Source organism: Acidobacteriota bacterium (assembly GCA_028875725.1).
Classification (GTDB): domain Bacteria; phylum Acidobacteriota; class Thermoanaerobaculia; order Multivoradales; family Multivoraceae; genus Multivorans.
Genome location: JAPPCR010000006.1, coordinates 302,441 through 322,778, shown reverse-complemented (window position 1 = coordinate 322,778; position 20,338 = coordinate 302,441). Strand labels below are relative to the sequence as shown.

General features: G+C 67.6%; 21 protein-coding genes. 6 read left to right on the top strand and 15 right to left on the bottom strand.

The window, feature by feature from the left end; all coding sequences use genetic code 11:
* The first annotated feature begins 281 nt into the window (after nucleotides 1-281).
* Both OXI49_03300 and OXI49_03295 read left to right on the top strand, forming a co-directional pair.
* Nucleotides 282-725 carry a hypothetical protein gene (locus OXI49_03300; protein ID MDE2689512.1) on the top strand — a complete coding sequence of 148 codons (444 nt, stop codon included), beginning with the start codon at nucleotides 282-284 and terminating at the stop codon, nucleotides 723-725.
* Between the two features lie 308 nt (nucleotides 726-1,033).
* Entirely contained in the window at nucleotides 1,034-1,615 is a 582-nt protein-coding gene (locus tag OXI49_03295; protein ID MDE2689511.1) for an IS1595 family transposase, read from the top strand.
* Nucleotides 1,616-1,824: 209 nt separating this feature from the next.
* Here OXI49_03295 and OXI49_03290 read toward each other — a convergent pair whose 3' ends face one another.
* From OXI49_03290 to OXI49_03270, 5 genes are all read right to left on the bottom strand, one after another.
* Nucleotides 1,825-2,169 carry a hypothetical protein gene (locus tag OXI49_03290; GenBank protein MDE2689510.1) on the bottom strand — a complete coding sequence of 115 codons (345 nt, stop codon included), beginning with the start codon at nucleotides 2,167-2,169 and terminating at the stop codon, nucleotides 1,825-1,827.
* A 71-nt stretch (nucleotides 2,170-2,240) separates the two neighbouring features.
* Entirely contained in the window at nucleotides 2,241-2,435 is a 195-nt protein-coding gene (locus OXI49_03285; protein ID MDE2689509.1) for a hypothetical protein, read from the bottom strand.
* 574 nt (nucleotides 2,436-3,009) lie between these two features.
* Nucleotides 3,010-3,729, bottom strand: coding sequence for a hypothetical protein (locus tag OXI49_03280; GenBank protein MDE2689508.1), 720 nt, complete (start codon nucleotides 3,727-3,729; stop codon nucleotides 3,010-3,012).
* A gap of 170 nt (nucleotides 3,730-3,899) precedes the next feature.
* Complete coding sequence (locus OXI49_03275) at nucleotides 3,900-4,037, bottom strand: hypothetical protein (GenBank protein MDE2689507.1); 138 nt, start codon at nucleotides 4,035-4,037, stop codon at nucleotides 3,900-3,902.
* Nucleotides 4,038-4,155: 118 nt separating this feature from the next.
* Nucleotides 4,156-5,004 (bottom strand): hypothetical protein, encoded by an 849-nt coding sequence (locus OXI49_03270; GenBank protein ID MDE2689506.1) that lies wholly within the window; start codon nucleotides 5,002-5,004, stop codon nucleotides 4,156-4,158.
* A 356-nt stretch (nucleotides 5,005-5,360) separates the two neighbouring features.
* Here OXI49_03270 and OXI49_03265 point away from each other — a divergent pair, with 356 nt between their 5' ends.
* Nucleotides 5,361-6,434: a malate/lactate/ureidoglycolate dehydrogenase gene (locus OXI49_03265; GenBank protein MDE2689505.1), complete on the top strand. Its 1,074-nt coding sequence runs from the start codon at nucleotides 5,361-5,363 to the stop codon at nucleotides 6,432-6,434.
* Here the strand turns inward: OXI49_03265 and OXI49_03260 are convergent.
* From OXI49_03260 to OXI49_03240, 5 genes are read right to left on the bottom strand one after another with little or no spacing between them, the layout of a single operon-like run.
* The gene (locus tag OXI49_03260) at nucleotides 6,431-7,474 is read right to left on the bottom strand and encodes a hypothetical protein (protein ID MDE2689504.1); all 1,044 of its coding nucleotides are present in this window, start codon (nucleotides 7,472-7,474) and stop codon (nucleotides 6,431-6,433) included. The two genes, OXI49_03265 and OXI49_03260, sit on opposite strands and share 4 nt — an antisense overlap.
* 24 nt (nucleotides 7,475-7,498) lie before the next feature.
* On the bottom strand, nucleotides 7,499-8,284 hold the full coding sequence (locus OXI49_03255) for an ATP-binding cassette domain-containing protein (GenBank protein MDE2689503.1): 786 nt from the start codon (nucleotides 8,282-8,284) through the stop codon (nucleotides 7,499-7,501).
* A 40-nt stretch (nucleotides 8,285-8,324) separates the two neighbouring features.
* The gene (locus OXI49_03250) at nucleotides 8,325-9,146 is read right to left on the bottom strand and encodes an enoyl-CoA hydratase (GenBank protein MDE2689502.1); all 822 of its coding nucleotides are present in this window, start codon (nucleotides 9,144-9,146) and stop codon (nucleotides 8,325-8,327) included.
* Nucleotides 9,143-10,321, bottom strand: coding sequence for a CoA transferase (locus tag OXI49_03245; GenBank protein ID MDE2689501.1), 1,179 nt, complete (start codon nucleotides 10,319-10,321; stop codon nucleotides 9,143-9,145). Before OXI49_03245 ends, OXI49_03250 begins: the two co-directional genes overlap by 4 nt.
* A 9-nt stretch (nucleotides 10,322-10,330) precedes the next feature.
* On the bottom strand, nucleotides 10,331-11,062 hold the full coding sequence (locus OXI49_03240) for a DUF4336 domain-containing protein (GenBank protein ID MDE2689500.1): 732 nt from the start codon (nucleotides 11,060-11,062) through the stop codon (nucleotides 10,331-10,333).
* A gap of 99 nt (nucleotides 11,063-11,161) precedes the next feature.
* On the opposite strand from OXI49_03240, the gene hemB reads away from it, so the two are divergent.
* Together hemB and OXI49_03230 are read left to right on the top strand one after the other, a co-directional pair.
* Nucleotides 11,162-12,142, top strand: coding sequence for a porphobilinogen synthase (gene hemB, locus OXI49_03235; GenBank protein MDE2689499.1), 981 nt, complete (start codon nucleotides 11,162-11,164; stop codon nucleotides 12,140-12,142).
* Nucleotides 12,139-13,743 carry a sulfatase gene (locus OXI49_03230; protein MDE2689498.1) on the top strand — a complete coding sequence of 535 codons (1,605 nt, stop codon included), beginning with the start codon at nucleotides 12,139-12,141 and terminating at the stop codon, nucleotides 13,741-13,743. Before hemB ends, OXI49_03230 begins: the two co-directional genes overlap by 4 nt.
* Nucleotides 13,744-13,767: 24 nt before the next feature.
* Here the strand turns inward: OXI49_03230 and OXI49_03225 are convergent, their stop codons facing one another.
* Together OXI49_03225 and OXI49_03220 are read right to left on the bottom strand one after the other, a co-directional pair.
* Nucleotides 13,768-14,472: a class I SAM-dependent methyltransferase gene (locus OXI49_03225; GenBank protein ID MDE2689497.1), complete on the bottom strand. Its 705-nt coding sequence runs from the start codon at nucleotides 14,470-14,472 to the stop codon at nucleotides 13,768-13,770.
* Nucleotides 14,469-16,538 (bottom strand): S9 family peptidase, encoded by a 2,070-nt coding sequence (locus tag OXI49_03220; GenBank protein ID MDE2689496.1) that lies wholly within the window; start codon nucleotides 16,536-16,538, stop codon nucleotides 14,469-14,471. The genes OXI49_03225 and OXI49_03220 overlap by 4 nt, the downstream gene beginning before the upstream one ends.
* 72 nt (nucleotides 16,539-16,610) lie before the next feature.
* On the opposite strand from OXI49_03220, the gene OXI49_03215 reads away from it, so the two are divergent.
* Nucleotides 16,611-17,399, top strand: a complete 789-nt coding sequence (locus OXI49_03215) for an AMIN domain-containing protein (GenBank protein MDE2689495.1) — start codon at nucleotides 16,611-16,613, stop codon at nucleotides 17,397-17,399.
* Here the strand turns inward: OXI49_03215 and OXI49_03210 are convergent, their stop codons facing one another.
* From OXI49_03210 to OXI49_03200, 3 genes are all read right to left on the bottom strand, one after another.
* Nucleotides 17,400-17,906 (bottom strand): hypothetical protein, encoded by a 507-nt coding sequence (locus OXI49_03210; protein ID MDE2689494.1) that lies wholly within the window; start codon nucleotides 17,904-17,906, stop codon nucleotides 17,400-17,402.
* A gap of 19 nt (nucleotides 17,907-17,925) precedes the next feature.
* Entirely contained in the window at nucleotides 17,926-18,429 is a 504-nt protein-coding gene (locus OXI49_03205) for a hypothetical protein (GenBank protein MDE2689493.1), read from the bottom strand.
* Nucleotides 18,430-18,508: 79 nt separating this feature from the next.
* The gene (locus OXI49_03200; protein ID MDE2689492.1) at nucleotides 18,509-20,284 is read right to left on the bottom strand and encodes a DUF885 domain-containing protein; all 1,776 of its coding nucleotides are present in this window, start codon (nucleotides 20,282-20,284) and stop codon (nucleotides 18,509-18,511) included.
* Between the last annotated feature and the right edge of the window lie 54 nt (nucleotides 20,285-20,338).

Sequence of the window (20,338 nt, the reverse complement as noted above, 5' to 3'; positions counted from 1 at the left end):
TCTCCTTGGCTGGCGTTCCGCCACGCATCGCATGTCACGGATCGTGTCACGAATTTTTCTTCGTGACACGCTTGCATTGCGCCGAACGCCTGATACACTGTCGTAACGAAGGACGAGCCGGGCACTACCGCGTCATTCGGAGATGAGGTCAGCGCCCGGCTCGAACCGGGAGAAACCAATGGCCAGAAGACTGGGCCCCGGGGAATGGGGCGGGGGTCGGGAAACCGCCCCCCACACGTTTCTCTTTGTCAGTTGTAGCACAGGAATCCGAGGAGCGCCAAATGGACAAGCTGACTGCTGCCCTTCTGAGTACCATGAAGAAGGAGGTTCTGGATCAGGCGATTGACGAGGCGATCGCGGCTCTCGAGCGGCTCCGTACCGCCGACCTCGCGTCGCTGCTGGGAGAACAACTCGAACTCCCCGTCGGACGTACACCGAGGCGAGCCACGAAGAAGAGGAGCGTGCGTGGCTCACGCGAAGCACAAGTCCTCGAGATCGTGAGGCCGTTCTTGATGGCTCGCAGTGCGCCGGCCCCCGTCAGCGCAGTTCATAGGGCCGTCCTGGAGGCCGGCCTCGAGGTGACCCGAACGACCGTGTCGAGTGCGATGTCGAGGTCTGACGAAATCCTTTACCACGCCGGCGTCGGCTGGGCGCTGATCGACTCGAACACCCATGAACCAACAACCGGAGTCACGGGCCAGCAAGCCGAATCTGAGCGTCGTTGAACTGGTCGCACAGTTCCCTGACGACGCGGCGGCCGAGCGCTGGTTCGAGGAGCAGCGGTGGCCCGACGGACCCGTGTGTCCAGACTGCGGGTCGTGCGAGTACGGCGCCGTCAACCATCCGACGATGCCGTACCGCTGTCGGGCCTGCCGGAAGCACTTCTCGGTCCGCAAGGGCACGATCATGCAGTCCAGTCGGCTCGGCTACCGCGCGTGGGCGCTCGCGATCTACCTCTTCAACTCAGAACCGAAGGGCATCCCGAGCGGTCGGCTCGCGGAGTACATCGGGGTCGCAGCCGACCGCCTGATACATGCTCCACCGGATCCGCGAGGCGTTCCCGGTCGGGGCCGCGAAGCCACGCGGCACCGTAGAGGTCGACGAGACCTACGTGGGCGGGAAGCAGCGGAACCGCCACCGGGCCAAGCGACTCCTCCACTCGGGCGAGAACTTCTGGGGCAAGAAGCCGGTCGTGGGCGCGATCCAGCGCGACGGGCCGGTGGTGGTGGCGGTGATCGACACGCCAGACGCCGACACGCTCACGCGGTTCGGCGAGCGCCACGTCCGCCACGGCAGCAACGTCTACACCGATGACCACGGGGGCTACGAGGATCTGATGGAGTCCTACCGCCACCGGACGGTCAAGCACTCCCGCGGCGAGTACGTGAACCGCGACAACCCCGAGACCCATTCTCAGAGCATCGAGAGCTGGAGCGGCCTCAAGCGCTCCTACATCGGCGTCCACCACTGGTGGAGCCGCAAGCACCTGCGGCGCCACGTCGAAGCGGCGGCGGGACGCCACAACCTGCGGCGCCTACCGGCGCTCGACCGCATGGCCGCAACGTGGCGCGGCATGGAGGGGAAGCGGCTGCGCTATCGGGATCTGGTGGCCTAACGCACAGCGAAGGTCAGGCAGTCGCTTCACCGATGAACTTCTCGATCTCCTCCGGTTCAAGTCCAGCTTGTCGGAGCGCCGAACGGACGAACGGTTCGGTGATCTGCTGCCTCTTCGGGATCGGGATGATGTGCAGCGTTTCAGGGTGGCGGTACGGGTAGGACCGCTTCTTCTCGGGACGCCGCTTGTAACCGAGAGACCGAACCTTGTTAGTGAATACTCGCCTCGAGATCACGGCTTGACATCTGCTGAGGGGTGAAGGGGAGGTCGAACGAGAGTTCGTTCGGGTCGGTCTCCAGCCAGTGCTGGCCACCATCGACGATCTTCCATCCTTGCTGGGTCAGGAAGTCGTTCAAGCGGCCTTCTAGGCAGAGGTCCAGAAACACCGCGTCAAGCGCGTCCCCGATGTCCTCCAGGAGTTCCTGATAGGTCGAGGACTCGACTGTCAGCTTCAGTTCGTCGCAGATGCCGAGCCAGCGGAACTCGTGCCGCTCGTCCAAGCGAGCTACTCGCCACGCCAGATTGGCATCAAGATGGATAATGTTGGTCGTCATTTGGACCTCCAGAAGTGAGTCACTGGAAGCGCCTCGGTGGGACCGAGGAAACCGAGCATCGTATCGCAGTTCTAGCCGTCAGACGCTTTCTGGCGACGGAGATCCGTAGCAGCGAACATCGCCTTCGCGATCTGCTCTGGCGTCGCCTCCTCGATTCGGGCGGGAAACTCGGCCTCTCGCTCGGCCTTCTTGACGGTCCGCGAGCGCTCGGTCGGCCGCGCGGCGTTGGCGGACGTGTTCCGCGGTGCCGCCTCACGACGGCTCATCGGCTGGTCTCCTTCGGTCGTCCCATCGGTGCCTGCGGTTGTTGACAGGCCCGCTCATTATCAGCCTGTGTTGCGGATAGGTCAAGCAGACGGCCTACCTTACTGGGCGTCCGATGACAGACCGCTGAACGGTCGTGGTCGGAGCCGCGATGATCCTGTTCGCCGTATCGCTGATCCGCTAGGGGCGGTCGCCGTCGTGCCGTGCCGTGCCGGCGATCAAGACGCTACGAGTCTCACTGTCCAGGCAGATTGACGGGAATCGGGACGGCGTCGGGGTACGCCCTCCCTTCAAGTGGGTTGAGTTGGTCGGCAAGGAAGCGCTCAACTCCCGCTTGTTGGCTGTCTTCAATCCTCGTCCATGTTGCCAGCAGTCCGCCGTGCGCCTTCGCCCAAGTTGCTCTTCGGTGCACCATCAAGCGGGCAGCGACTTCGCCAGCGCCCACGCGGACGACGCGGCCGTCTGAGGCTCGCCAGATCACGTAGACACCTTTGAGGTCGTTGAAGTGAGGGTGGTTCAGATTGAGGTTGAGCAGGTCGCACCAAACCCCGTCTCCACACTTGTTCCAGTGAACTCTCATTGGTCGCCCCGTCGCTGTTGAGGTTGATCCCAAGGGCCTGGTAGGGGCGCTGGCAGCTCTCTCTCGTCAGTGGGGCGGTCTAAGCCCGCAAGATCTAGGAGCTGATCGCGGAGCTTGATCGCCATGATCTGGCGAACCTGAAACTCGGTCAGGCCGTTGTGGTAGGCGACATTCCGTAGACGCCGTTGGCGCTCAGGCTCCAACTCCAGAGTCGCCATGTGGGCGAAGCAGAATTCCTGTACATCGTACTCGCCCATGTCCGTGACCTTCTCCGACACTTCTACCGCGTGTTGCTCGAGCCAGTTCTCGGCGTCCAACTCACGCCACGCTCTCTCGGCTAGTTCGTTCAGTGTCAGCGGGCTATTCACCTTGGAGATTCCTGCGCGCTGAAACCAAGCTTCGATCTGGAGAACCGTTGCTTCGACGACCCCGACCTTCTTGTCGATGCCACCGACCTTCTTGTCGATCCCCTTGAGCCTCTTGGTCGTGTTCTTCTTGAACGCGTCCATGCGGCCCTTCCACTCGCCTTCCTTCTTGGCAGCGGCTAGCGCCTCCTCGGTGTCGGTCTTCTTCAATCTGCGAAACGTCAGAACCGCCACAACAGCGATCGTTGCCGCTGCGATCACCGGTCCCCACTCGCGCACCGCTGTCGTCCAACCGGCGGAACCCCCGCTCGCTCCGGCCGCAGCAATCACGGCCCACACTGTGACGGTCACGCGGCTGGTTCCGCAGCCTCTGGTTTCTTGTCGGTGTGTTCGGTGGGGCGCATTGCGGGTCTCCCTTTGCTGGACTGAGTGTCTCCGCGACTCTAGCGGAAGAACCCCTACGGCTCTTCCAACCTGTACCGGCATAGACGGATTCCGTGCCCGTCAACGCGGTGCGCTAGCTACGGCAAGCTCTCTACTCCTTCGAGGATCCGCCCGGCCTCGGACAGTGCCAGCCCACAGGCGCCGATCCAGAGGATCAACACCACAGCGGTCACGATCGCCCACGCGACCAGGTTGCCGAACACCACGGCGGTCATAGTGCCGAACCAGCCGAGAGGCTCTCGGTGACGCACTCGCCCCACCGTCACGGGCACCAGTAGCGCCGACCGCCGCTGTGCGGTCGCAACATCCCGCCATCAGGAACGAAGAAGTGCTTCAAGTCCTTACTTCAGTCAAGCGCATGGTCTCGGTAGGGCGAGAGGTCACGGCGCGTCTGGACAACAGCGCTCGCGCGGTCGCACGAATGCGGGACCGTCGCGATGCCTCGGGGAACGCAGCACGCCGGAACACCATGCCGTCGTTGACGATCCAGGGGTAGTGCGGGCCGAACGGCAGCGCGTCTCTGTCCATGTGGACTAACTCGAAGCCGTGACGGGCCAGCAGGTTGATGAGTTCGAGCGGCCGGATGCCCCACTGCCAGAAGTCGTAGCTGTCACGCTCCAGCCGACCCCGCGAGTCACGTTCGTGGTGGCGTGCGAACCAGCGCTCCACCGAAGGCGCGTACTCGTCCTCCCACACCACGACGTTGCGGCGATACCACTCCAGACCGCGCTCGACGAAGCGGATCGTCCGAGGCGTCTTGAGCCAGTTCTGGTTGTGGATCACGAGTGTGTCGGTCTGGCGCGACCACGCGAGCAGGAAGTCGTTCCAGTCGGGATCGACCTGGTGGAGCAGGATGTCGAACATGATGACCGCGCCCACGTGGCCTACCGCCTCGTGGGCCTCGCGGGAGCCGAGCAGCGTCTCGACGAGTTGGACCCTCGGGTGTTGGCCCGCTCGGTCGCGGGTTTGCGGCGTGATGCTCCCGTCGAGGATGAAGGCCCGTTCGAGGCTCGGGCCGCAGAGTTCGGCCGCGTGGAACGAGTACGCGCCATTGACTCCCCAGCACCCCCCGAGGTCCGCGAACGACCGAAACTCGGTGATCCGATGGGCGGTCTCGACCAAAGCCAACTTGGTCTGACGCGCGGGATGCTCGTAGCCTGCGGGAGAACTGGCGGTCGCCACTCACGGTTCCGGTGAGGCGCCGACGCCTGGATTGGTGCCGGGCCGTCCGTGAGACCGACAGCGCGCTGTATGCGACTCCCGCGTGTTCACCGCCCGGCCCGGGAGCTACCCGTCGCCTTGATGGCGGCTATTCTGCGAGCGGCCCGGCAGGCAGGCGCGCTCTCGGTCTCACTGTCGCCACCCTACACCACCGACGCGACGGAGCCGCCGTGACGACTACTGGCTACTTCTCCCTATAGGCCCCCTCGCACGCGCGTCAGCAGGCTTCCCGATGCAAACGCCGCTGCCGACGGCGCCGATGTGGCCGCATAGGATCGCCGCTCCGAGCCTTGGGGCAAGACAGAAGGAGGCAACCCTTGGATTCGATCGACATCCATCCACGGGCGCTGCGCGAGGCAGCCACGATGATCCTCGAAGCCGGCGGCAGCGAGCCAGAGGAAGCCCGGATCGTCGCCGACCACCTCGTGCTGGCGAACCTCTCGGGACACGACAGCCACGGCGTCGGCATGCTTCCCGCCTATGAGCGGAGCCTCGGCAACGGAACCCTGAATCCGAACCGGAAGGTCGAACTGGTTCGCGACGACGGCGCCATCATGATGTTCGACGGCGGCATGGGCTACGGCCAGGTGGTCGGTCGTGAGGCCACGGCGGCGGCGATCCACCGTTGTCGCGGCACCGGCATCGTCCTGGCGCCGGTCCGTTTCTGCCACCACCTGGGCCGGATCGGCACCTACGGCGAGCAGGTGGCGAACGCCGGCCTGGCTTCGCTCCACTTCGTCAACGTGGTCGGCCACCAGGCCCTGGTCGCGCCCTACCGGGGCACAGACGCCCGCTACTCGACCAATCCGATCTGCCTGTCGCTGCCCGGCAGCAACGCGCAGCCGCCGGTCCTTCTCGACATGGCGACCAGCCGGATCGCCCACGGCAAGGCGCGGGTGGCCCACAACAAGGGCGAGCAAACGCCCGAAGGCTCGCTGATCGACCACCGCGGCCGCAAGACCCGCGACCCGGGCGTCCTGTTCAAGCAGCCTGTCGGCGCGCTCACTTCCTTCGGCGACCACAAGGGCTACGGCCTGGCCGTGTTCTGCGAACTCCTGGGCGGCATGATGAGCGGCGGCCGCACCTCCCAGCCCGAGCACGGGGTGGAGGGCACGATCTGCAACAACATGTTCATGATCGTGTTCGACCCCGAGCGGCTGGTCCCCCGTTCGGCGATGGAAGACGAGCTCGCCGCCCTGGTCGCCCACGTCAAAGCGTCACCGGCCGCCGACCCGGACGAACCCGTACTCGTGCCGGGCGACCCCGAGCGGGCCAGCCGCGTCGAGCGCGCCGAAGCGATCCCGGTCGATGCCGAGTCCTGGCGCCAGATCGTCGCCGCCGGCGAACGGCTGGGTGTGCCGGCCGGGCGACTCGAGGCGATCGCCGCCTAGCGCGTCGCCCCGCCGAAGAAGCGCCACATCAACTCACCGCCAAAGTTGCCGGCTTCGTCGCGCGGCCAAACGTGGGCGCCGTCCCAGGAGCAACTGCGGACGGCCCGGCCACCGGCGCAACCGGGATACTCGACGCAACTCAACTCCCGCCGGCCGTCCCAGGGAGTCTCGACCGCGACCGGTTCGGCTGAGCAGGACTGGGCCTGAGCCCACTCCTCCGCTACCCCTTCCTGCGACGTGTAGATGTAGCCGTCGCTGGCGTGCGAACCGTCGATGGGAACGGTGCGATCGCTCGTGCCGCCGACCAGCAGCATCGAGGGGCCGGGTGCTTCAGCTACGCAGTTGAAGCCCCGCGCAAGGTAACCGTGCATCGGAGCAACCGCGGCCAGACGGTCGCCGAGGGCGCAGCCAAGCCGGTGGGCGAACATGCCGCCGTTGCTGTAGCCGGAGGCGAAGACGCGGTCCGTGTCGATACAGAGCTCCGCCGAGAGCTCGTCGATCAGGGCGGCGACGTAACCGACATCGTCATGGCACGAGCACCAGTTGCACGGCCCGCACGTCCCGCACTCCGGCGGGCAGGGATACGGATCCGCGTCCTCCCGGCAGGCCGGCGCCTCCGGCTGGAGCGTCGCGCTGCAGGCGAGGTCGTTCCAGGACGTGATCGTGGCGTTCCGGCTCTGGCCCGGCGGACCCATGGAGGCCTCGAACGACGTGCCCTGCGGGAACACGAGCACGAAGCCCTCGCGGTCGGAGAGCTCGGACAGGCCCGTCCAGCCGTCGCTGTGCCGCGCGCTGCCCGTGTAGCCGTGGACGTGCAGCCACAGCGGCGCCGGCGAAGCGCCGTCGTAGCGGGCCGGCAGGTGGAGGCGGTAGCTCCGGATCAGGCCGCCGTGGGCAAGCTCCAGGTCGACGCTGGTTCCGGGCTCGACCGATACGTTGCCGCCGCCGGACGAACAGCCCGGGCTGTCCGCGGCGGCGAGCGGGCCTGCGACGGCTAGCAGCGCCGGCGCCGCGAGAAAGGACAGTCGCAGTGGGAGCATTCGCCGGCATCGTAGCGCGGCTGGCTAGCCGGGCAGCACCTGGAAGTGGCCGTCCCGCTCCACCAACTGCACGCCGACGTCGAACAGGTCGGACAGCGTCGCGCTCGTCAGGACCTGGTCCTTCTGTCCGTCGGCGAACACTCCACCGCCCTTCAGCAGCACGATCCGCTCGACTTCCGGCGGGATCAGATCGACATGGTGGGTGACGATGATCAGCGTCGTGCCAGCCGACACCAGGGCCCGCAGCCGCTCCATCAGCCCGAACGCGGCTCGCAGATCCAGGCCGGTCGCCGGCTCGTCAAGCAGCAGGGTGTGCGGCTCGTGAACCAGGGCCCGAGCCAACAGCAGGCGACGCTGCTCACCCGAGGAGAGTGTGTCGAAGCGGCGCTCCAGCAGGTCGCCGGCGCCCTGGCTGGCCGCCGCCGCCATAGCCCGGCGCCGCTGCGCGTCCGTCAGGCCCTGGTGCCGGTAGACGCCGACGCTGGCGAAGAAGCCCGAGCAAACCACATCCCTGCCCTTGAGCCAGCCGTGATGCGTCACCTGCAGGTCGTGCGACACGACACCGAGTTGCCGGCGGACATCGAACACGTTCCATCGATCCCGGCCCAGCAACCGCATCCGGACGCCGGGTCCCCGAACCGGAAAGAACTCGCCGTTCAGCATCCGCAGCAGGGTCGATTTGCCGGCGCCGTTCGGACCGAGGACGGCCGTGTTCTCTCCGCGCGGGATCGAAAGCGTCACGCCGTCGAGCGCCCGGCGGCCGCCGCGCACGACCGTCACGTTGGCGAGTTCAAGCAGCGGTTCGTTCAATGCGGTCGTCGTGCCCGCTGCGGCAGGACGGGAGATGCCGTCACCGCCCCTGGAACCGCGGCGGCCGCTTCTCGAGGAACGCCTTCCGGCCCTCGACGTAGTCCTCGGAGCGGAAGCAGGCCTCGACGAGTTGCTTCACGCGGTCCAGGTCGCGGCGTTCCGGGTCCTTCGTGGCTTCCTTGATCGCGCGCTTGGCGGCCCGGAGCGTCAACGGGGCGTTCGCAGCCATTCTTCCCGCCAGGTCGCGGACGGCGCCCTCCAGCTCATCGACGGTCGTGACCCGGTCGATGAGCCCCATGTGGTGCGCCTCGGCGGCCGTGAACCGCCGCGCCGTCAGCAGGATCTCGCTGGTGCGGGATGGCCCCACGAGATCGACCAGCACCTTGATCCCGGCGAAGCCGTAGCCCACGCCAAGGCGGCCGGCCGGGATCCCGAACAGGGAGTCTTCGGAGGCGATGCGCAGATCGGCGTTGAGTGCCGTGGCCAAGCCGCCGCCCAGGCAGTAGCCGCGGATCATCGCGATCAGCGGCTTCTCCAGCGCGGCGAAGGCCATACCGGTCTCGCGGCCGGCCCGGTCGTAGCGCTCGCGCGCCTCGACGGTCGTCCGCAGTTTCTCGAACTCCGAGATGTCGGCACCGGAGACGAAGGCCCGGTCGCCCGCTCCACGCAGTACGACGACGCGCACGGCGTCGTCCTCCTGGAACCGGTGCAAGACTTCCGCCTGAGCGACCTGCATCTCGAACGAGAGCGCGTTCCGCCGCTCCGGGTTGTTGTAGGTGAGCCAGCCGACGCCGTCCTGGATCTCGGCCAGAATCTTCGGCGTCGGCAGGTCGACAACCGTCCCTTCCGCAGTCGCGCTCACGCCACCACTCCTCCGGCCCGAAGTTCGCCGATCTCCGCGGCGCTGAGTCCAACCTCGGTGAGGATCTCGTCGGTGTGCTCGCCAGGGCCGGGCGCACGGCGCCGCAGCTCGAAGGGCGTTCGGCGCAGCCGGACCGGTTGGCCGACGAGACGAACATCTCCGAGTTCAGGGTGCTCGAGCGGCACCGCGATCCGGCAGTGCTCGACCTGCGGGTCGGCGAAGGTCTGTCCCACGTCGTAGACCGGACCGCAGGGAAGACCGGCTTCGTTGAGCAGCTCGACGATCTCATCCACCTTGAAGCGCCGCGTCAGCTCCGCGACTTCGTCCTCGAGCCGGTCCCGGTTGGCGACTCGTCCGGCCGAATTCCGGTACTCCGAACACTCAAGAAGCTCCTCGCCTCCGAGCGCCTGGCACATCGCCCGAAAGTGCTTGCCGCTGGTGGCCGCGATGTTGACCCAACCGTCGGCCGCCGGGAACGTCCCCATCGGCGAGATCGTCGGGTGGTGGTTGCCCTGCTGGCCGGGAACTTCGCCCTCGACCAGGTAACGCGCGGCCTGAAAGTCGAGCATGCCGATCATCGCCTTGAGCAGGGACGTGCTCACCCACTGGCCCTCGCCCGACCGGTCGCGCTCGCGCAGGGCCGTCATGATGCCGAAGGCGAGGTAGAGCCCGGCCGCCAGGTCGGAGATCGCCGTGCCCACCCGCACCGGACCCTGACCGGGAAGACCGGTCACCGACATCAACCCGCCCAGGCCCTGGGCGATCTGGTCGACGCCGCCGCGTCCCCGGTACGGTCCGGTCTGGCCGAAGCCCGACACGCTGGCGTAGACGATGCGCGGGTTGATCGCCCGCACGGTCTCGTAGTCGAAACCGAGCCGGTGCTTCACGTCGGCGCGGTAGTTCTCGATCAGCACGTCCGCGTCGCGCGCCAGGCGCAGCAACACCTCGCGGCCCTCGTTCTTCTTCAGGTCCAGCGTCAGGCAGCGCTTGTTGCGGTGGAGGTTCTGGTAGTCGTGGCCGAGCCGGCGGGAGATGCCAATCTCCTTGCCGGGCGCCGGCGGGCGTTCGATCCGCACGACGTCGGCGCCCCAGTCCGCGAGCTGCCGCACCGCGGTCGGCCCGGCTCGGGCGATCGTCAGGTCGAGGACCCGCAGGTCCGCCAGGGGAAGTGACATCGCGAGGGCTCAGACTTCGGGCACCGCCCCGGCCGGCGTCGGCTCGGGAGGCGTCTCGAGTTCCTTGAAGATCCAACCAAGCGCCGCCTCGACCTGAGGCTTCGCCCCTTCCTCCACCACATCGCCGTGGCACGGAATCAGACGGTCGAACGGGCACTGCAACAGGCGCAGGCAGCTCGCCGCGCAGGCCGCGCGGTCGCGGATGGAGAGCCGGAACATCCGGCTCATCGCGACCCGACGGCTTACGCCGGTGAGCCGAAAGTAGAGGGACGCAAGCCAGCCCAGGTCCTGCTGCAGGTTGAACAGCAGGTCGGCCACGAGCAGTGTCCCGCTCGTGCGGTGGCAGAAGGCGACCTCGTTGAAGGAGGGCATGCCGTCGATGGGAATCGGCTGCAACTCCGTGCCCCACGCGGAGGCAACGCCCAACGTTCCCGTAAACGCAATGTCCTTGCGCTTCTCCGCCAAACCGGGAGCGCCAAGAACATCAGCCTCCGGAAAGCGCGCCGTGGCCGCGGGCAGATGAAGGTGGTGGAAGCGGTTCGGCGCGACCAGGTATCGAACCGGGCCGAGGCTCTGAAGCTCCTCCGCCATCCGGTCGTCGATCGGCCCCGGCGAGTACAACCACAGCTCTCCGTCGCCCAGGCGAACAACCGTCATGCGGGCGGGCACCGTGAAGCCCATGGGGATCTTCTGGTCGTGGTCGGCGATCCAGAGATCCCGGCATATCTCCCTGAGCGCCATGGCGGCAAGTATAGGTCCGGTCCCATGGAACCGGCGGCGTCGAAGAGCGCGCCGGCGCACGCGGTCGCGGCCGGCTCCATGCGCGTAGAATCCCCGGCCATGCGCCAGTTGCCCATCCGTCCCCGCCGCAACCGGCGCTCCGCAGCCATCCGCTCCCTGGTCCGCGAAACGAACCTCGGCCCGGACCGGCTGATCTATCCTCTCTTCGTCATGGAGGGCCGGGACGCGGCCGTCCCGATCGACTCGATGCCGGGGCAGGCGCGGCTGACGATCGACCGTCTGGTCGCAGAGAGCCGTGCCGCGCACGCGCTCGGCGTGCCGGCCGTAGCGCTGTTCCCGGCCGTGGACGACGAACTGAAGGACCGCACCGCCAGCGGCGCCCTGGACCCGGACGGGCTGGTCCAGCGCGCCGTGCGTGAACTCAAGTCGGCGCTGCCGGAGCTGCTCGTCATCACCGACGTCGCGATGGATCCGTACTCCAGCGACGGCCATGACGGCCTGGTCGAGGACGGCGAGATCGTGAACGACCCGACGCTCGAGATCCTCGCCGCGACCGCCGTATCCCAGGCGGACGCCGGCGCCGACGTCATCGCCCCCTCGGACATGATGGACGGCCGGGTGGGAGCCATCCGCACCGCCCTCGACGGCGCCGGCCACGACCAGGTCGGGATCCTGAGCTACACCTCGAAGTACGCCTCGAGCTTCTACGGGCCGTTCCGCGACGCCCTGGACTCGGCGCCGCGCGCCGGCGACAAGAAGACGTACCAGATGGACCCGGCGAACGTCCGCGAGGCCGTGCGCGAAGCCCGGCTCGACGTCGAGGAAGGGGCCGACGTGATCATGGTCAAGCCCGCCCTCGCCTACCTCGACGTGATCCGTGCGGTCCGTGAGGCGGTCGACCTTCCGGTCGCCGCCTACCAGGTCAGCGGCGAGTACGCGATGATCCAGGCGGTCGCCGCGAACGGCTGGATGGATGGCGACGCCCTGATGCTGGAGACCCTGACCTCGATTCGCCGCGCCGGCGCCGACATGATCCTGACCTACTTCGCACGCCACTGCGCGCAGGTTCTGAACCGATGAAACGCGACCTGTTCCCAGCTTGCCTCGTCGCGCTCGGCGTGCCTCTCGTCCTGGGAGCCTGCGCCGCGGAACCGGATGCGCCGGCGTCCTCGCCCGCTGTCGACGCGGCCGCCGAGCGATCGCCAAACATCGTCTTCTTCCTGGTCGACGACATGGGATGGCGCGATGTCGGCGTCTTCGGCAGCACGTTCTACGAGACGCCCCACATCGACGCACTCGCCGAGCGGGGCGTGCGCTTCACCGACGCGTACGCGGCGACGCACGTCTGTTCGCCTACTCGGGCCTCACTGATGACGGGCAAGTACCCGGCAAGGCTGCGCCTGACGGACTGGTTGCCGGGCCGAAGGGAGCACGCCTTCGAACGGCTGCTGAGCGCCGAGAAGCTCGCGGCCCTGCCGCTGGAGGAAGTGACGCTCGCCGAAGCGCTCCAGGACCACGGCTACCGCACGGCGATCTTCGGCAAGTGGCACCTCGGCGGCGACGAGGCGGGGCCTCTCCACCAGGGCTTCGACGTGCAGGCGCCCGACTTCCCCGGCTCGACCCCTCGAGGCGGCTACTTCCCGCCGTACCTGATGGCCGGCCTGGTCGTCGAAGGCGAGGAAGACGAGTACCTCACCGATCGCCTGACCGACTTCGCCGTCGAGTTCATCGAGCAGAGCCAGGACCGCCCCTTCTTCCTCTACCTGTCACACTTCGCCGTGCACGACCCGATCGAGGGACGCCCGGATCTCGTCCTGAAGTACCGCGAGAAGGCGGCGCGAACGGAGCCGCCCGCCGGGCCGGCCTTTCTCCTGGAAGGCAACCCCGACGATCCCGAGCCACTTTCGCGCGCGCAACTGAACGCGTTACTGGAGCAGCCATCGCATCAAGAGCACCGCGTACTGCCCCAGAACACCGTCAAGATCAGGCAGCACCAGGACAACGTCGAGTTCGCGGCGATGGTCACCGCCATCGACGACAGCCTCGGGCGCGTGCAAAGCACCCTCGATCGGTTGGGACTGACCGAGAACACGATCGTCGTCTTCTACTCGGACAACGGAGGAATGGCGGCGGCCAATCTCGGCAATCCCGCGAGGAAGATACCCCCCGACCTGCTGGACGTCGCCTACTCCACGTCGAACCTGCCGTTGCGCGGCGCCAAGGGCTGGCTGTACGAGGGCGGGATCCGGGTGCCGCTCATCGTCCGCTGGCCGGGCGCGGGGCAAGCCGGCGCGGTTCGCGACGAGCCGGTCATCAGCCCCGACTTCTATCCCACGCTGCTGGAGATGGCCGGCCTTCCCGCCAGGCCCGAGCAACACCTAGACGGCACGAGCTTCGCCGCGGCGGTCAGGGGCGAAGACTTCGAGCGCGGAGCGATCTACTGGCACTTCCCCCACTACAGCAATCACGGGATGCAGAGCCCAGGCGGCGCTGTCCGCGATGGCACCTACAAGCTGCTCGAGTACTTCGAGAACGGCACGGTGCAGCTCTTCGACCTGGAGAACGACCTGGGCGAGCAGCACGATCTCGCCGCCGAGCAGTCCGCGAAGGCCGCTGAACTGCGTGACCGGCTCCACGCCTGGCGCGAGTCCGTGTCGGCGGCGATGCCGACGACCCGGTAGAAGCCTGCGACCCGTCTGGCGACTCTACCGGGCGGTGCGGAACAGGAACAGGTGCTGGGTCGGCAGCGAATCGATCCGTTCGACGAGTTCGTAGCCCGCCGGGATCCACTCCTTCATCACCTGGTCGATCGACATCCGGTGGTCGAGCTTGATGTGGGCCGCCGTGCGGCCCTCCAGCCGGAACTCCGCCAGAGCGATCACACCGTCGGGCGAAAGCGCCTCCCGCATCGCCTCGAGCATCGCCTCGGGCTTCGAGAACTCGTGGTACACGTCGACCAGCAGCATCAGGTCGACCTCGCCCTCGGGCAACTTCGGATCGTCCTCCGTGCCAAGCACCGACGAGATGTTCGTGACGCCCTCGCGCCGGGCAAGTTCCTCCGCGATGCGCAGCATCTGGGGCTGGATGTCGTTGCACAGCACGCTGCCTTCCGGGCCGACCACCGCGGCCATGCGGCGGGCGTAGTAGCCCGAGCCGCAACCGATGTCGACGACCAGCATCCCTTCCTCGATCGGCAGAGCGGCCATCAGCGCGTCGGGGTTCTCCTCCTGGATGCGCGAGGCGCGCTCCAGCCAGCCGGCGCCCCGGAAGGACATCACGTCGGCGATCTTCCGGCCCTTGTAAACACCCGGGTCGGCGGCGGTCTGAGCCGCCGCCGGGGCGAACCCGAACGCCAGCGCGGCCACCACCGCCGCGGCGACGGCCGCAGGCCTCCCGAAGGGTCGGTTCACGGTTCGAGCCAGCGGGCGAGCCATCCCAGCACCTCCTCGTGCCATTGAACGCTGTTCGCCGGATTGAGCACCCAGTGGTTCTCGTCCGGGAAGTAGAGCAACCGGGCGGGCACGTCGCGGCGCTTGAGCGCGGTAAAGGCCGCCAGTCCCTGGGTTTCGGGAACGCGGAAGTCGAGCGCTCCGTGGATCACCAGCATCGGGGTCCGCCAACGGTCCACCAGCATGGCCGGGTTGTGGCGCTCGTAGCCGTCCGCGTTGGCGAAGTAGCTCCCGAGGTGATCCCATTCGACGAACCACAGTTCCTCCGTCGTGTAGTACATCGAGCGCAGGTCGAACACGCCGTCGTGGTTCACCAGGCAACGGAAGCGATCCGGCCAGGCACCGGCGATCCAGTTCACCATGTAGCCGCCGTACGAAGCACCCAGCGCGCACACCCGGTCGCCGTCGAGAAACGAGTACCGCTCGAGCGCCGCGGCCAGTCCCTTCTGCAGGTCCTCGAGCGGCTTGCCGCCCCAGTCGCCGCGGATCGAATCGGTGAAGTCCTGCCCATACCCCACCGAGCCGTGGAAGTCGATCATCACCGCGGCGTAGCCCGCGCCGGCGTAGGCCTGCGGGTTCCAGCGGTAGTGGAAGCTGTTGCCGAAGGAGCCCTGCGGTCCACCGTGGATCAGGAACGCGACCGGATAGCGACGATCCGGATCGAAGTCGACCGGCCGCACCAGGTAGCCGTGCACCGTCTCGCCGTTCCAGCCGGCGAACGTGAACTGTTCGTAACTGCCCACCCGCACCGCCGCCCGTTGCCCCGCGTTGATCGCGGTGAGCGGGCTCCGGCCGCTACCGTCCGGCGCGCTCACGTAGAGCTCCGACGGGCCGGCCAGGTCGTTGTGCAGCGTCACGAGCCGGTCCTCCGACACCGCCAGGCCGGCGATCGAGCCCTCGCCGTGCAGCCGGGTCACCTCGCCGCTGGCCACGTCGATGGCGAACAGGCTCCGCTGGCCGAGGTCGGCCGCGGTGACGTACAGCGTCTCGCCGTCGGCCGCGAAGGCGAGGCCCGACACGGAACGGTCCCAGTCGACGGTCAGGGCTCGCTCGTCCTCGAGTCGCGACCCGTCGAGGCGGGCAAGCCGGACGTGAAACCGGTCGGACTCGTAGCCTGGACGCTCCATCGCCAGCCAGGCCAGGGTGTCGCCGTCCGGCGACAGCACGGGGTGGCTGTCCCAGGCCGGGTTGGAGGCCGTGAGGTTGACGGGAGGAGCGTTCCCGTCCGCCGGCGCCAGATAGAGATCGAAGTTCGTCGACAACGCCTCCCCCGTGCCGCCGAGCCGCGAGGCAAAGATGACCGCGTCGCCCTCATGCCCGAAGGCGATCTCCTCGGCGCCGCCGAAGGGCTTCGGCGGGGCGTCCTGGTCGAGCCCCCGCATCAGGTCGACCGGTTCCCCGGCAGCACTGCCCGAGTCGTCGAGTTCCAGGACGAAGACGTGTGACCGCCGGCCGTCCTTCCATACATCCCAGTGACGCACGAACAGGTCGTCGTAGGCGACGCCGGTGGTCTTCCCGGACGCACGCTCCTCCAGCCGTTCCGCCGTGCAGTCCAGCGTTTCGCAGTCAACGAACACATCCATCGTGAGGACGATGCGGCGGCCGTCCGGAGACACGACCAGGTTGCCGGCGTCGAGGGGAAGGTCGGTCACCTGGTGCGGTTCGCCGCCGGAGACGGGCAGGCGCCAGACCTGGGAGCTGCCGGAACGGGTCGACAGGAAGAACAGGCCGTCGCCGTTCGCCGCCCAGCGCGGATGGAAATCGGCCGCTTCGTTCGTGGTGAGACGGCGGGGTTCCGAGCCATCGAGGGACGCGATCCAGAGGTCCGTCCGCCCGCGATTGGCCTCGAGATCCGTTGACCGGACCGTGAAGGCAACCGCCGACCCGTCCGGCGACATCTGCGGGTCGGAGAGCCGTTCCATCGCCAGCATGTCGTCGATCGAGAACGGACGCGTGTCCTGCGCCGCAACCGCCCCGGTAGCAAGGACGAGCGAAACGACGAGGGCGGCAGGTGAGATGCGGCGCATTGGCTAACGCGCACGCTATCGCACGGATCCGGAGCGGGCAGGTGCTAGAGTGCCCCCCGATACTTACCCATCATGAGAGTTCTCATCCTCCTTGCCTCGGCGCTCCTGAGTTCGGCCGTCACGGCCCAGCCGAACCGGCTCACGTCGGCCCGGCTGGACGGCGATGTCCTGCGGCTGGACGTCTCCCGGAATCCACAGGCCGTTCGGCATTTCCCCCTGTCAAGCCCGCCGCGCGTCGTGATCGACATCTTCGGAGTCGACCAGTCGGCCGCCGAGATGCCGCAACCGCCACAGGGCAGCCCGGCCTTCGAAGTGCGTACCGGCGAGCATGCCGATTTCCTTCGCGTGGTCGTGGACCTGCGAGCGGCCCTGCCGTCCTACCAGGTACGCCAGTCGGAAGGACTCGTCGAGGTCGGTCTCGGCTCCGGCACCCTGCCGCCATCCGCGACCGGCGTCCTGATCGGGGAGTCGCCGGATCCCGGATCACCATCGGCGCCTCGCGCTGCCGCCGCGCCGGTCGTCGACGTCGCCGTCGAGGCCGCGCCAGCCGGACAGCCGGCGGTGGCGATCTCTCCCGTGTCGCCGGCTCCGACCGGCAGCGAACTGCAGAACCTCGACGACCTGACGACGGACGAACTGCTTGCCCTGATCGACGCGGAACTCGCCGCGGCAGGGCTCGATCAACAGCAATCCGCGGAAGAGCTGATCGAGCAGGTCGAAGCCGAGCTCGCCCGCCCCGTCAGCCCGACGACCCCCGAAGTGCCGGGCCAACCGGAAGCGCGGGCGCCCGTCGAGGAAGGCGACCCCGCGGATCGACCGCCGTTCCGCTTCATTGACGAAGACGACCCGCCCGGGTCGTAGTCAACACCAGAAGCACCAGTGGTAGGGCGGCCGGAAGTAGGTGATCAGCCGGCCGCAGACGATGACGCCGATCCAGCAGGCCAGGGAGATCGCCGCCGCGGCCCGGGCGCCCGGCGGTGCAGGCGCTCCCGCCGCGGCCGCCCGCACCGGCCGGAACGCGAAGCGGTAGAACACGAGGATGTTCAGGCCGGCGATCGCCATCAGCGACAGCTTGATCTGGAACGCCGGGTTGTAGAGATACTGGTTCGGAGCGCTGACCACGAACAGGAAACCGGTGCATAGGTTCAGGGCGTAGCCGCCGACGCCCCAGGGCACGAGCCGGTGCAGCGCGCCCATCGGCACGCCCCGGGCGATCCCGAGCAGGCGGAGGTCCCAGAGGCCAATGCAGCCGATCAGCAGGGAGAGGCCCAGGAAATGGAGAGATTCCACAGTCGGCCAGCCCCAGGAGGTGTGCATGAAGCTGTAGATGCCGCTCTCCTGGCCGATCGAGTACAGCAGGTCTTCCATGGCTTCCGTCGGCCTCGTCTCAGTACAGAAGGTGCGAAGCCAACATGACCTTCGCGGTGTAGGCGAGGAAGCGACCGGAAGTGATGACGGCAACCCAGAGCACGAGGGACACCGCCGCCAGCACTCTCTCCCTCCTGGGCGCCGGGACGGGGTCGTGGCGTGAGTCCCCCAGCACGCCGCGCATCAGCGCTCTCATGATCCAGAGAGCCGCGACGATCGCCGCCAGCTTGAAGTAGAAGACGGGGTTGGTCAGCGCCTTGGCCGGGTACGCCAGGAGCAGCGCGAGTCCCGACAACGTGACCACCACGAGGCTCGCCCACAGCACCGGCAGGTATCGCCGCATGAGCGACCGGGGCACGCCCGGAGCGACGCCCAGGATGCGAAGGTCCGTCACCACGTGGATACCGGCCACGAAGGCCATCCCGATCGAATGGAAGACGAGGCTCGAGAAGAACGCCCCACCCGACTCCCGCATCCACGTGGACGGGCGTGTTTCCTCAAGCCAGATCAGAAAGTCGATCACCCTCGCAGTCCGCGCGGTCCGTTACTGACGCTGCTCTTCGATCCAGGCCCGGCTCATGTCTTCCAACATCATGCGGTCCTTACGGCTGCTGTTCTTCGATCCAGTCGGAGATCAGCTCTTCCAGGATGTCGAGCGGTACGGAGCCATTGGCGAGCACCGCATCGTGGAAGTGGCGGACGTCGAAGTCCGCGCCGAGCGCCTCCTCGGCCCTTGCCCGCAACTCGCGGATCTTCAGTTCGCCGATCTTGTAGGCAAGGGCCTGGCCCGGCCAACTGATGTAGCGGTCCGTCTCGGTCGTGACCTCGTGCAACGAAAGCGCCGTGTTCTCGGCCAGGTAGTCGAGCATCTGCTGGCGCGTCCAGCCCAGAGCGTGTACTCCGGTGTCGACGACTAGCCGGCAGGCCCGCCAGATCTCGTAGGTCAGGCGGCCGAAGTTGCTGTACGGATCCTCGTAGATGCCCGCTTCGAGCCCGAGGTACTCGGCGTAAAGCCCCCACCCCTCACCGAAAGCGGAGAGATAGTCGTGGCGACGGAACTCGGGGACCGCGTCCATCTCGGCCGCGAGCGCGGTCTGGAGGTGATGCCCCGGCACCGCCTCGTGCAGGGTGAGCGCTTCGAGCGCGTAGAGGGGCCGGCTCGGGAGGTTGTACGTGTTGACCCAGTAGATGCCGGGCTGGATGCTGTTGTACGGAGCGGACACGTAGCGGCCGGCGGTGTACTTCGGCGCCATGTGGTCCGGGACCGGCTCGACCGTGTAGGGGACCCGCGGCAAGGTGGCGAACAGCGACGGCAGCTTGCCGTCCATCGTCTTGGCGATCCAGGCGGCGCGTTCCAGCAGTTCCTGCGCGGTCTTCGGGTAGAAGCGCGGATCGGTGCGCAGGAAGTCGAGGAACTCGGCGTAGGAGCCCTCGAAGCCGATCTCGCGGATCACGTCCGCCATCTCGGCCCGGATCCGCGCGACTTCGCTGAGGCCGATCTCGTGCACCTCCTGGGGCGTGACGTCGAGGGTGGTGAACCAGCGCACCTGGTCCGCGTAGTAGGCCTCGCCGTTCGGCAGGTCGGATGCGCCGATGGTCTTTCGGGCCCCGGGCAGGTACTCGCCGACGAAGAAGTCGTGGAAACCCTGGTAGGCCGGCACGACCGCGTCGGTTATCGCGGCCTCGGCATCGGTCAGGATCCGCTCGCGGTCCATCTCTCCCACGGTCGCCGGCACTTCCTCGAAAGGCGCCCAGAAGGCGCTGTCCTGCGGGTCGTCGACGATGTGAGCCGAGATCGTGTCCTCGTAGCCCTCTAGCGTCACCCGCGGCAGGGTGAAGCCGCGCTCGATCCCCGCGCGCATGTGGCCCTGCTGCTGCTCGAAGTAGGCCGGGATCGCCAGCATCCTGGCGATGTAGTCCTCGTAGTGGTCCGCGGTCCGGAACGGCATCGGGCGATGCATGCGGGCGAACCCCATGTGGAAGCCGGAATCCGCGTTGAGCGGCATCTCGTAGCCGCCGAACTCGAAGCCCTGCACGCTGCTCCGAAGCTGGCGCTCGAACATCCGCGCGTTGATCCGGTCCGCCGCCGTGAGCCCGGAGACATCGATTTCCTCGAGACGCCGCAGCAGCTCGCGGCGCCGTTCCACCCGGCGCTCGATCGCCTCGAGGCTCATGTCCGCCAGTTCGTCGTTCCGGCTGTGATCGCCGACGCTCGTCGCGAACTGCGGGCTCTCGACGAGCCTGGCCGCCCAGTCCTCGTCGAACAGCGCGTAGAGCTCGTCGCGAGCGTCCGGAGCCGGCGCGCAGGCGGCCAGCGCGGCCAGCGCCATCAGCATCGGCAACGCGGAGGCCATCCACTCCAGTCGCATTCTGCTCATCGGAAGCGGCAACCCTATCGAAGCGCAGTGGACGGGTGCGGCCGACTGCCGGCT

What these genes read in the sequence shown, in the direction of transcription:
- OXI49_03300 (MDE2689512.1), top strand. Translation starts at nt 282, where the DNA reads ATGGACAAGCTGACTGCTGCCCTTCTGAGTACCATGAAGAAGGAGGTT.
- OXI49_03295 (MDE2689511.1), top strand. Translation starts at nt 1,034, where the DNA reads ATGCTCCACCGGATCCGCGAGGCGTTCCCGGTCGGGGCCGCGAAGCCA.
- OXI49_03290 (MDE2689510.1), bottom strand. Translation starts at nt 2,169, where the DNA reads ATGACGACCAACATTATCCATCTTGATGCCAATCTGGCGTGGCGAGTA.
- OXI49_03285 (MDE2689509.1), bottom strand. Translation starts at nt 2,435, where the DNA reads ATGAGCCGTCGTGAGGCGGCACCGCGGAACACGTCCGCCAACGCCGCG.
- OXI49_03275 (MDE2689507.1), bottom strand. Translation starts at nt 4,037, where the DNA reads ATGACCGCCGTGGTGTTCGGCAACCTGGTCGCGTGGGCGATCGTGACC.
- OXI49_03260 (MDE2689504.1), bottom strand. Translation starts at nt 7,474, where the DNA reads ATGCTCCCACTGCGACTGTCCTTTCTCGCGGCGCCGGCGCTGCTAGCC.
- OXI49_03245 (MDE2689501.1), bottom strand. Translation starts at nt 10,321, where the DNA reads ATGTCACTTCCCCTGGCGGACCTGCGGGTCCTCGACCTGACGATCGCC.
- OXI49_03240 (MDE2689500.1), bottom strand. Translation starts at nt 11,062, where the DNA reads ATGGCGCTCAGGGAGATATGCCGGGATCTCTGGATCGCCGACCACGAC.
- hemB (MDE2689499.1), top strand. Translation starts at nt 11,162, where the DNA reads ATGCGCCAGTTGCCCATCCGTCCCCGCCGCAACCGGCGCTCCGCAGCC.
- OXI49_03230 (MDE2689498.1), top strand. Translation starts at nt 12,139, where the DNA reads ATGAAACGCGACCTGTTCCCAGCTTGCCTCGTCGCGCTCGGCGTGCCT.
- OXI49_03220 (MDE2689496.1), bottom strand. Translation starts at nt 16,538, where the DNA reads ATGCGCCGCATCTCACCTGCCGCCCTCGTCGTTTCGCTCGTCCTTGCT.
- OXI49_03215 (MDE2689495.1), top strand. Translation starts at nt 16,611, where the DNA reads ATGAGAGTTCTCATCCTCCTTGCCTCGGCGCTCCTGAGTTCGGCCGTC.
- OXI49_03210 (MDE2689494.1), bottom strand. Translation starts at nt 17,906, where the DNA reads ATGGAAGACCTGCTGTACTCGATCGGCCAGGAGAGCGGCATCTACAGC.
- OXI49_03200 (MDE2689492.1), bottom strand. Translation starts at nt 20,284, where the DNA reads ATGAGCAGAATGCGACTGGAGTGGATGGCCTCCGCGTTGCCGATGCTG.